This is a genomic window from Streptomyces sp. NPDC048361 (assembly GCF_040651795.1).
Classification (GTDB): domain Bacteria; phylum Actinomycetota; class Actinomycetes; order Streptomycetales; family Streptomycetaceae; genus Streptomyces.
This window is the reverse complement of record NZ_JBEZKW010000088.1, coordinates 1-10,635: the sequence shown is the minus strand read 5'-3', so window position 1 is coordinate 10,635 and position 10,635 is coordinate 1. Positions and strand designations below refer to the sequence as shown.

9 protein-coding genes are annotated in these 10,635 nt (G+C 73.3%); 7 read left to right on the top strand and 2 right to left on the bottom strand.

The genetic code is table 11. The features are described 5' to 3' along the window. Positions 1–204 precede the first annotated feature (204 nt). Positions 205–1,413: a methionine adenosyltransferase gene (gene metK / locus AB0D31_RS31970; protein ID WP_362729613.1), complete on the top strand. Its 1,209-nt coding sequence runs from the start codon at positions 205–207 to the stop codon at positions 1,411–1,413. 167 nt (positions 1,414–1,580) lie between these two features. Continuing rightward, positions 1,581–3,728, top strand: coding sequence for a primosomal protein N' (locus tag AB0D31_RS31965; RefSeq protein WP_362729612.1), 2,148 nt, complete (start codon positions 1,581–1,583; stop codon positions 3,726–3,728). An 84-nt stretch (positions 3,729–3,812) separates the two neighbouring features. On the opposite strand, the gene AB0D31_RS31960 is transcribed toward AB0D31_RS31965, so the two are convergent. Then, a complete protein-coding gene (locus AB0D31_RS31960; RefSeq protein ID WP_362729610.1) occupies positions 3,813–4,388 on the bottom strand; it encodes a hypothetical protein in 576 nt (191 codons plus the stop codon). Here AB0D31_RS31960 and AB0D31_RS31955 point away from each other — a divergent pair. From AB0D31_RS31955 to AB0D31_RS31935, 5 genes are all read left to right on the top strand, one after another. Next, positions 4,387–4,533, top strand: a complete 147-nt coding sequence (locus AB0D31_RS31955; RefSeq protein ID WP_362729608.1) for a hypothetical protein — start codon at positions 4,387–4,389, stop codon at positions 4,531–4,533. The two genes, AB0D31_RS31960 and AB0D31_RS31955, sit on opposite strands and share 2 nt — an antisense overlap. Positions 4,534–4,774: 241 nt before the next feature. After that, positions 4,775–5,719: a methionyl-tRNA formyltransferase gene (gene fmt / locus AB0D31_RS31950; protein ID WP_362729606.1), complete on the top strand. Its 945-nt coding sequence runs from the start codon at positions 4,775–4,777 to the stop codon at positions 5,717–5,719. A gap of 38 nt (positions 5,720–5,757) precedes the next feature. Next, positions 5,758–7,230 (top strand): transcription antitermination factor NusB, encoded by a 1,473-nt coding sequence (locus tag AB0D31_RS31945; RefSeq protein ID WP_362729604.1) that lies wholly within the window; start codon positions 5,758–5,760, stop codon positions 7,228–7,230. Between the two features lie 279 nt (positions 7,231–7,509). Further along, positions 7,510–8,193 carry a ribulose-phosphate 3-epimerase gene (rpe, locus tag AB0D31_RS31940; RefSeq protein ID WP_362729602.1) on the top strand — a complete coding sequence of 228 codons (684 nt, stop codon included), beginning with the start codon at positions 7,510–7,512 and terminating at the stop codon, positions 8,191–8,193. 92 nt (positions 8,194–8,285) lie between these two features. Beyond that, a complete protein-coding gene (locus AB0D31_RS31935) occupies positions 8,286–9,335 on the top strand; it encodes a sugar-binding domain-containing protein (RefSeq protein ID WP_267054255.1) in 1,050 nt (349 codons plus the stop codon). A gap of 54 nt (positions 9,336–9,389) precedes the next feature. On the opposite strand, the gene AB0D31_RS31930 is transcribed toward AB0D31_RS31935, so the two are convergent. Next, positions 9,390–10,478 carry an amidohydrolase family protein gene (locus AB0D31_RS31930; RefSeq protein ID WP_362729600.1) on the bottom strand — a complete coding sequence of 363 codons (1,089 nt, stop codon included), beginning with the start codon at positions 10,476–10,478 and terminating at the stop codon, positions 9,390–9,392. Positions 10,479–10,635 lie beyond the last annotated feature (157 nt).

The window sequence follows — 10,635 nt, the reverse complement described above, 5'->3', positions numbered from 1 at the left end:
CCCGGGCCCGCGCGGAGAGCCTCAAGGATCATGAGCCGTACCCCGCGGCGACCAGATCCGGAGATCTCCGGACTCCACGGAGCGAGACACGTGGTCCAACGAACAGAACCGACCGATAAACTGGTCCACGGAACGCCGCCGGGCGCAGCTCCCGGCGCGACCTACCATGATCAGCCAGCAGCCGCTGCAACCCCAGGGAGCGTTGTGTCCCGTCGTCTCTTCACCTCGGAGTCTGTGACCGAAGGTCACCCCGACAAGATCGCTGACCAGATCAGCGACACGATCCTCGACGCGCTCCTGCGCGAGGACCCGGCCTCCCGCGTCGCCGTGGAGACCCTCATCACCACGGGCCAGGTGCACGTGGCCGGCGAGGTCACCACCAAGGCATACGCGCCGATCGCCCAGCTGGTCCGCGACAAGATCCTGGAAATCGGCTACGACTCCTCGAAGAAGGGCTTCGACGGCGCCTCCTGTGGTGTGTCGGTGTCCATCGGCGCCCAGTCCCCCGACATCGCGCAGGGTGTCGACACCGCGTACGAGAAGCGGGTCGAGGGCGATGAGGACGAGCTCGACAAGCAGGGCGCCGGCGACCAGGGCCTGATGTTCGGGTACGCCTGCGACGAGACGCCCGAGCTGATGCCGCTGCCGATCCACGTCGCGCACCGGCTCTCGCGCCGCCTGACCGAGGTCCGCAAGAACGGCACCATCCCGTACCTGCGTCCCGACGGCAAGACCCAGGTCACCATCGAGTACGACGGCGACAAGGCCGTCCGGCTCGACACGGTGGTCGTCTCCACGCAGCACGCGAGCGACATCGACCTGGAGTCGCTGCTGGCTCCGGACATCCGCGAGTTCGTCGTGGAGCACGTCCTCAAGCAGCTGGTCGAGGAGGGCATCAAGCTGGACACCGACGCCTACCGGCTCCTGGTGAACCCGACCGGCCGCTTCGAGATCGGCGGCCCCATGGGCGACGCCGGACTCACCGGCCGCAAGATCATCATCGACACGTACGGTGGCATGGCCCGCCACGGCGGCGGCGCCTTCTCCGGCAAGGACCCGTCGAAGGTGGACCGCTCGGCCGCCTACGCGATGCGCTGGGTCGCCAAGAACGTGGTGGCCGCGGGCCTCGCCGCGCGCTGCGAGGTCCAGGTCGCGTACGCGATCGGCAAGGCCGAGCCGGTGGGCCTGTTCGTCGAGACGTTCGGCACCAACACGGTCGACAACGAGAAGATCGAGACGGCGATCACCCAGGTCTTCGACCTGCGCCCGGCCGCGATCATCCGCGACCTCGACCTGCTCCGCCCGATCTACGCCCAGACCGCCGCGTACGGCCACTTCGGCCGTGAACTCCCCGACTTCACGTGGGAGCGCACGGACCGCGTGGACGCGCTGCGCAAGGCGGCGGGTCTGTAAGCACGACGCCATCCCACAAGGTGCCCCGGGCCGGATTCGGTCCGGGGCACCTCGTTCTTCTGCGGCCGGTACCGGGTTCTTCTGCGGAACGTACCGGCACCCGGCCGGCACCGGACGGCGACGATCGGGCGAGGCCGTTGTCAGTCCCGTCTGGTAGGAATTTGGCTGTGAGCAGCGAGAACGAACGGCAGGGCGGGGGCGCCGAGGGCGCGGGGCCGGAGCAGCTTGCGCTCATTCGGGAGACGGTGCGCAAGGCCAAGGTGCCCAAGGCCAAGCCGCGGACCTGGCGGGGGGCGGCGCTCGCCAAGGAGCTGCCGGTCGCGCGGGTCGTGGTCAACAAAGGGGTACTGCACCTGGATCAGTTCTTCGACTACGCCGTGCCCGAGGAGCTCGACGCCGACGCTCAGCCCGGGGTGCGCGTGCGGGTGCGGTTCGGGGCCGGGTCGCGCAATGTGCGAGGCGGGCGGCGCGAGGGCGGCGGTCTGATCGACGGGTTCCTCGTCGAGCGGCGTGCCGATTCGGACTATTCAGGACCGCTGGCCGCGCTGGCCAGTGTCGTCTCACCGGAGCCTGTGCTCAGCGCGGACACCCTGTCGCTCGCCCGGGCGGTGGCGGACCGGTACGCGGGCAGCCTCGCCGATGTGCTCCAGCTCGCCGTCCCGCCCAGGAACGCGAGGGCCGAGGCCAAGCCGTCACCCGAGCCGGCCCCGCCGCCCGCCCGGCCGGAGCCCGGCACCTGGGAGCGGTATGCCCAAGGGCCCGCGTTCATCGGGGCGTTGGGGAGCGGGGCCGCGCCCCGGGCAGTGTGGACCGCTCTGCCAGGACCCCACTGGGCGCAGGAGATCGCGCGCGCCGTCGGGGCCACCCTCGCCTCGGGCCGCGGCGCCCTCGTCGTCGTGCCGGACGGGCGCAGCGCCGGCCGCGTCGACACAGCACTGACCGAGCTGCTCGGCGAGGGCCGGCACGCGCTGCTCACCGCCGATTCGGGCCCCGAGCGCCGCTACCGGCAGTGGCTCGCGGTGCGCCGCGGCGCGGTGCGGGCCGTGGTCGGCACCCGCGCGGCGATGTTCGCCCCCGTCGACAACCTCGGGCTCGTCGTGGTGTGGGAGGACGGCGACGCCAGCCACAGCGACGACAACGCCCCGTTCCCGCACGTGCGCGAAGTGCTCGAACTGCGCGCCACGCACGACAAGTGCGCCTTCCTGCTGGGCAGTACGAGCTGCACCGTCGAGGCCGCCCAGCTCGTGCAGAGCGGATGGGCCGCGCCGCTCGTCGCCGACCGTACGGTGGCCCGCGCGGCCGCCCCCCTGGTCCGGACCGTCGGCGACGGCGAGCTCGCGCGCGACGAAGCGGCACGCGCCGCCCGCCTGCCGAGCCTGGCCTGGCAGGCCGTCCGGGAGGGACTCAAGCACGGCCCCGTTCTCGTCCAGGTCCCGAGAAAGGGGTACGCGCCGCGGCTCGCCTGCGCGCGCTGCCGGGCGCCGGCCCGCTGCGGCCGCTGCGCGGGCCCCCTCGAAGCGCCGGACGAGCGCGCCCTGCAGTGCGCCTGGTGCGGCACGACGGCGGCGGACTGGCACTGCGCCGAATGCGGCGCGAGCCGCCTGCGGGCCCAGATCGTCGGCGCCCGGCGCACCGCGGAGGAGCTCGGCCGCGCCTTCCCCGCCGTGCCGGTACGCACCTCGGGGCGCGACCACGTCCTGGACAGCGTGCCGGGGCAGCCCGCCCTCGTGGTGTCGACGCCGGGCGCCGAACCGGTCGCCGAGGGCGGCTACGCGGCGGCGCTGCTCCTCGACGGCTGGGCGATGCTCGGCCGGCCCGACCTCAGGGCAGGCGAGGAGGCGTTGCGACGCTGGATCACGGCGGCGTCCCTGGTACGGGGACAGGACGAGGGCGGCACGGTGGTCGTGGTCGCCGAGCCCACGCTGCGGCCGGTGCAGGCGCTGGTCCGCTGGGACCCGGTCGGTCACGCCCTGCGCGAGCTGGCCGAGCGGGCCGAGCTCGGCTTCCCGCCGGTCTCCCGGATGGCCGAGGCCATCGGGCGGCCCGAAGCCGTCGAAGCGTTCTTGAAGGCGGCCCAACTGCCGCCCGACGCCCAGGTGTTGGGACCCGTTCCGCTGCCGGTCGCCGACCCCGGCCGGCCGCGCAGGCCCGGCGATCCACCGGTGGGGGAGCAGTGGGAGCGGGCACTGGTGCGGGTGCCGCCCGGCAGCGGCGCCGCGCTGGCCGCCGCCCTCAAGGCCGCCCAGGCCGCACGCCTGGCCCGCGGCGGCGGCGACCCGGTGCGCATCAGGATCGACCCGCCGGACATCGGCTGAGCCGCCCGCGTCGGCGAGGCGTCGCAGATAGCTGTGCCCTCGCGATACGTACGGACGCGAGGGCACGAAGAGACGGGAAGCGGGTCAGCCGTTGCGGGGGCCGGGGAACGCGCTGGTGCGGACCTCCTCGCGAAGGGAGTGGCTGTTCGCCGTCGGCTGCGGCGGCATGGAACGGGCGGCAGGGACCGCGGGCATGGGGGACATGGGGGACATGGGGGACATCGGGGTGATGGGGGGCAGCGGCGGCAGAGTGCGGGTCACCGCGGACTCGGCCGGGCGCTCCGCCTCGGCCTGGCCCGCGGCCGGGGCGGCCGCCCTGCGGGACCCGTAACGGCGGTGCACCGCCTGCTTGGTGACACCGAGCGCGGAGCCCACCGCGTCCCAGGAGAAACCGAGGGAGCGGTCGAAGTCCACGGCTGCGGTCACCAGCGTCTCGACGCTGTCGCGCAGCTCCTGGGCGAGCCGTACGGTCGGCGCCGGGGCGCGCCCGTACACGACGAAGCCCGTGGAGGGGCCGGAGCGGCGCGGGCGGTAGACGTTGCCCAGCTGCGCGGTGAGGGTGCGCAGTGCGTCCACCTGCCGGCGGACCCGCTCGATGTCCCGCACCAACAGGTGCAGGCTGGCCCGCGCTTGGGCGTCGTGCGTTGCGTGGTCGGCCATGAGCAAGCCTCTCGAACCGGCGATGAAAGGAAGGGTGAAAACGGTACTGATACTGCGTGATGCCGAGCTGTGCCGTGTTGACGTGGTGCGGGTGCTGAGCGGGCGCGAGCCGCACAAGCGGCCCGGTCAGGTCAATCTCTCTTGACCAACGCGCCACCCGCGGTTGTGGTCACGCTGCGGGGGCGTATGGGCATATGCGCAGGGCGCACGAGCACTCATGCGCCCCTGCCGAGCGGAACCGGCCGGGCGCCCCCGCCCCCACCGGTCCGTCTCCGCCGCACGACCTCCCCCGCACCACCCCGCCCGGTGCGGCACCTGCGCGTACGCCCGCGCCCCACCGGCCCATAGACTGAGACGCTGCTCTCGACAAAGCGAGGTAACTCCCAGTGAAGCTCGTCTTCGCAGGCACCCCCGAGGTCGCCGTTCCCGCCCTTGACGCTCTGATCGCCTCCGGTCGGCACGAGGTCGCCGCGGTCGTCACCCGGCCCGACGCACCCGCCGGGCGCGGCCGTCGCCTCGTGGCGAGTCCGGTCGCCGAGCGCGCCGAGGAGGCCGGCATCGAGGTGCTCAAGCCCGCGAAGCCACGGGACGAGCAGTTCCTGGCCCGGCTGCGCGAGATCGCGCCGGACTGCTGCCCGGTCGTCGCGTACGGCGCGCTCCTGCCCAAGGCCGCCCTCGACATTCCCGCGCGCGGCTGGGTCAACCTCCACTTCTCGCTGCTGCCCGCCTGGCGCGGCGCCGCGCCCGTGCAGCACGCCGTGATGGCCGGCGACGAGATCACCGGCGCCGCCACCTTCCTCATCGAGGAGGGCCTCGACTCGGGCCCGGTGTACGGCACCGTCACGGAAGAGGTCCGGCCCACGGACACCAGCGGCGACCTGCTCACCCGGCTCGCCTTCGCCGGCGCCGGGCTGCTCGCCGCCACCATGGACGGCATCGAGGACGGCGCCCTCAAGGCCGTCCCGCAGCCCGCCGACGGGATCTCGCTCGCCCCGAAGATCACCGTCGAGATGGCGCACGTCGACTGGACGGCGCCCGCACTGCGCGTCGACCGCGTCGTGCGCGGCTGCACACCCGCGCCCGGCGCGTGGACCGTGTTCCGCGGCGAGCGCCTCAAGCTCATCCAGGCCGCCTTGGTCACCGACCGCACCGACCTGGCGCCCGGCGAGCTCTCCGTCGCCAAGAACAACGTGTATGTCGGCACCGGATCGCACGCCGTGGAGCTGCTCTGGGTCCAGCCGCAGGGCAAGAAGCCGATGCGCGGCGCCGACTGGGCGCGCGGCGTCCGCATCGCCCCGGGTGAGCGGGTGGGTGCGGCGGACGTACGCTGAGGGGGTTCGCCCCATCTGATCAGCGGAGCACCTTTCACGTGAACGATTCGCCACGTCGCAGCCCGAACCCCCATGGCCAGAACCCCAAGGCGGGCAAGACCGGCAAGCCGTACCGCCGGCCCAAGAAGGACCCGGTCCGCATCCTTGCCTTCGAGGCGCTGCGGGCCGTCGACGAGCGCGACGCCTACGCCAACCTCGTCCTGCCCCCGCTGCTCCGCAAGGCGCGCGAGAGCGGCACCTTCGACACCCGGGACGCGGCGCTCGCCACCGAGCTGGTCTACGGGACGCTGCGCCGCCAGGGCACGTACGACGCGATCATCGCGGCCTGCATCGACCGGCCGCTGCGCGAGGTCGATCCGCCGGTACTCGACGTGCTCGCGCTCGGCGCGCACCAGCTGCTCGGCACCCGCATCCCCACGCACGCCGCGGTCTCCGCGAGCGTGGAGCTGGCGCGTGTGGTGCTCGGTGACGGGCGGGCCAAGTTCGTGAACGCCGTGCTGCGCAAGATCTCCGCGCACGACCTCGACGGCTGGCTGGAGAAGGTCGCGCCCTCCTATGAGGACGATGCGGAAGACCACCTGGCGGTCGTTCACTCGCATCCGCGCTGGGTCGTCTCCGCGCTGTGGGACGCCCTCGGCGGTGGCCGGGCCGGCATCGAGGACCTCCTGGAGGCCGACAACGAGCGCCCCGAGGTGACCCTGGTCGCCCGCCCCGGGCGCTCCACCACCGAGGAGCTCCTCGCCGCGGTCGGCGAGGACGCCGCGCTGCCCGGTCGCTGGTCGCCGTATGCCGTGCGGATGGCCGAGGGCGGCGAGCCCGGCGCGCTCGACGCCGTGCGCGAGGGCCGGGCCGGTGTCCAGGACGAGGGCAGCCAGCTCGTCGCGGCCGCTCTGGCCAACGCCCCCGTCGAGGGCCGCGACGAGCTGTGGCTCGACGGCTGCGCAGGCCCCGGCGGCAAGGCCGCCCTGCTCGCGGCGCTCGCCGCCGGGCGCGGCGCGGCCCTGCTCGCCTCCGAGAAGCAGCCGCACCGGGCGCGCCTGGTCGAGCGGGCGCTCGCCGGCAACCCGGGCCCCTACCAGGTCGTCGCGGCCGACGGCACCCGTCCGCCGTGGTTGCCGGGCTCCTTCGACCGTGTCCTGATGGACGTCCCCTGCTCGGGCCTCGGCGCCCTGCGCCGCCGCCCCGAGGCGCGCTGGCGCCGGCGCCCCGAGGATCTGGAGGGCTTCGCCCCGCTCCAGCGCGGGCTGCTGCGCGAGGCGCTCTCCGCGGTCCGCGTCGGCGGCGTCGTCGGCTATGCCACCTGCTCACCGCACCTGGCCGAGACCCGGATCGTCGTCGACGACGTCCTCAAGGGCCGCGGCGGCGCCGAGCCCGTCGAGGCCGAGTGGATCGACGTACGCCCGCTGATGCCCGGCGTCGCCGGCCTCGGGGACGGCCCCGACGTCCAGCTGTGGCCGCATCTGCACGGCACCGACGCGATGTATCTGGCGCTCCTCAGGCGCATGGCCTGACCGTCGGCGCGGCGCCCCCGAACGCGGGACGTCGCGGACCGTGCGCCCAGGGCGACGAGCCCGAACTCACCGTCGCGGTAAGGGACTTGGGCGGATCACGGTTTGGCCGCCACCGGCCGCGGGGCGCGCCGAAGGGTCTGCGGCGGGGCGTCGGCGCGGCAAAGGATCGTGTGTGAAAGCCCGGCCGTGGCGACAGCATCGCCCGCCCGGCGCGGATCCGTACCGCCTTCGTCCTCCGCCGTGGCAGGCAAGTCGCCCGGGGCATGGCACGCTTGGGGCATGGCTCAGATCAACCCCAGCATCCTCTCCGCGGACTTCGCCCGGCTGGCCGACGAGGCCCGGGCCGTCACGGGCGCCGACTGGCTCCATGTCGATGTGATGGACAACCACTTCGTGCCCAACCTCACGCTCGGTGTGCCCATCGTGGAATCCCTGAGCAAGGCGACGGACACACCGCTCGACTGCCATCTGATGATCGAGGACCCGGACCGCTGGGCCCCGCAGTACGTGGAGGCCGGGGCCGGCTCGGTCACCTTCCACGCGGAGGCCGCCGCCGCTCCCGTACGCCTCGCCCGCGAGATCCGCGCCAAGGGCGCCCGCGCCTCGATGGCGCTGAAGCCCGCCACCCCCATCGAGCCGTACGAGGATCTGCTGCCCGAGCTCGACATGCTGTTGATCATGACGGTCGAGCCCGGCTTCGGCGGCCAGTCCTTCCTCGACATCATGCTGCCGAAGATCCGCCGGACCCGTGAGCTGATCGCCAAACACGGACTTGAACTCTGGCTCCAGGTCGACGGAGGCGTTTCGGCCGCCACGATCGAGCGCTGCGCCGAGGCCGGAGCCGATGTCTTCGTCGCCGGATCGGCCGTCTACGGAGCCGAGGACCCGGCCGAAGCCGTGCGGGGGCTGCGTTCCCTGGCTGAACGGGCGACGGCGGACGCACCCTGGGCGTGCGCACACTGAGCCGCCACTGAATGAACGGAACCCTCCGGGGCTGATCAAGGACCATTGCATCTGACAGGATGAACAGCGAGTCCGGTGCGTGAACAGCAGTTGTGAACAGCAGTGAGGAGATCGCGGTGTCTGCAATGTCGGCGGGTCGGTCAGCCCTGCGGATGGGACCCGCGGAGTTGGTGCAGGCGGCGGCCATGGCCCGCCGCTTCTACCTGGAGGGGAAGTCCAAGATCCAGATCGCCGAGGAGTTCGGCGTGAGCCGCTTCAAGGTGGCCCGGGTCCTGGAGACCGCACTGGAACGCGATCTCGTACGGATCGAGATCCGCGTCCCCGCCGAACTGGACGCGGAGCGCTCCGACGCCCTGCGCGCCCGGTACGGGCTGCGGCACGCGGTCGTCGTCGAGTCGCCCGCGGAGGGCGAGGAGACCTCGCCCGACCCGGAGAACCTCGGCGAGGTCGCCGCCGATCTGCTCGGTGAGCTGGTCAGTGAGGGTGATGTGCTCGGTCTCGCCTGGGGCCGCTCCACCATCCACATGGCCGCGGCCCTCGACAGACTCCCGCCCTGCACCGTGGTCCAGCTGACCGGGGTCTACGACGCGGGCACCGCCGAGCGCGGCTCCGTCGAGGCGGTGCGCAGGGCCGCCCAGGTGTCCGGCGGCGAGGCCCACCCCATCTACGCCCCGATGCTCCTTCCCGACCCGGCGACCGCGGCCGCGCTGCGCAACCAGACCGGGATCGCCCGCGCCTTCGAGTACTTCGACAAGGTCACCGTCGCAGCGGTCTCCATCGGATCCTGGGAGCCCGGCATCTCCACCGTGCACGACATGCTCAGCGACGAGGAGCGGGCGCACTACGCCTCGCTCGGCGTCGCCGCCGAGATGTCCGCGCACCTCTTCGACGCGGAGGGCCGCCGGGTCGGCCGCGACCTGGGGGAGCGCTGCATCACCGTCGAGGCGGACCGGCTGCGCCGCATCCCGGAGGTCGTCGCGATCGCCGGGGGCCAGCGCAAGGCCGCCGCGATCGACGCGGTGCTCCGCTCCGGCCTGGTCACCAGCCTGGTCACCGACACCGCGGCCGCCGACTTCCTCCTGAACGAGACCGGCCCCAAGCCCCGGCCCGCGCTGAACCGCGCGGACCCGGACGGCGTCTGAGCCACCGGGGGCGCCATGCCCCCGGTGTGCTCGTGCCTCCGCCGCCGGAGAGCCTCAGACGCCGTAGACCCGCTCGGCGTTGCCCGCCGACACCAGGGCCGCCACCCGGTCCGCGTCCGCGGCCGACCACGCCCCGGACCCCGTCCAGCCGTTCAGGAGCTGGTCCAGGGCGTCCCGGTAGAGCCGGGCCCCCACCACATACAGCTCCGCGAGACCGTACGCGTCCGTCGAGAACAGCAGCTTGCCGAAGGGGGCCAGCTCCAGGAACTCGGCGAGCACCGCCGTCGCCCGCGCCCCCGTGTGCCCGAGCGAGAGCCCCACGTCCGCGTACACATGCGGGTACACGTGCGCCAGATAGCCGGCGGCCCGGTGGTAGGGGTAGCCGTGCAGCAGGATCAGCCGACAGCCCGTGGGGCGCACCGCCCGGATGAAGTCGGTCAGCAGCAGCGGATCGCAGCGGTGCAGCCTGAGGTCGGGGTCGCCGAACCCGGTGTGGATCTGGAGCGGAAGCCCGGTGTCCGCCGCCGACCACAGCAGGTGCCGCAGCAGCACCGGGTCGGTGATCCGGCCTCCGCCCGCTTCCAGCCATCCGGCGGTCGCCGCGCGCAGCTCCGCCGCGTCCGGAGGCGCCGGGTCGAAGTCGAGGCCGTGACGGTATCCGACCACCGATTTGAAGCCGGCCGCCGTGCCCGCCGCCGCACCGATCGCATCGCCGAGCACCGCAAGAAATTTGTCCGGATCTCGTACCTCCGCGGCGGTGCCCTCCGCGAGGTGCTCCAGACGGATGATCTCGCGCGCGGTGGCCCCGCCCAGCCGGGCCAGTTCGTCCGGGCCGGTCAGATCGCCCGGCAGTCCGGTGTCCACCAGGTAGCTGCCGATGCCGGTGGCGCCGAGGAGCAGCCGGTTGGCCTCCGCGGCGCCCAGCTCGCGGCGGCGGGCCAGATAGCGGTCCGGTGGGCAGTGCGGATCAAGCCCCAGGAGCGGCGGGCACCAGCGGCGCACCGCGAAGCCCAGCTGGGTGTCGAAGAAGCTCGTGCCGGGTGCGGCGGGCGCGTCGGACTCGGTCAGGAACGCCTCGAAGGCGGCGGAGTCGGGGTCGGAGCGCAGCACGCCGTGACAGTGGTGGTCGACGAGCGGCAGCACTCAGTACCTCCCGCGCGTGGCCTCGGCGATCTCCGCCGGCGTACGGCCGTCAAAGAGTTTCGCGTACGCCCTCATCGTGTACGGCATGGGGCTCGGTCTGATCAGCTGGCTCACCGGGCTTGTCGGCGTGGCGAAGGCGGCGGCGTACCGGCGCTGG

Bases quoted from the DNA above. Each gene is read 5' to 3' on its own strand.
- AB0D31_RS31955 (WP_362729608.1), top strand. From the start codon at position 4,387: ATGAGCAAGCCTCTCGAACCGGCGATGAAAGGAAGGGTGAAAACGGTA.
- rpe (WP_362729602.1), top strand. From the start codon at position 7,510: ATGGCTCAGATCAACCCCAGCATCCTCTCCGCGGACTTCGCCCGGCTG.
- AB0D31_RS31960 (WP_362729610.1), bottom strand. From the start codon at position 4,388: ATGGCCGACCACGCAACGCACGACGCCCAAGCGCGGGCCAGCCTGCAC.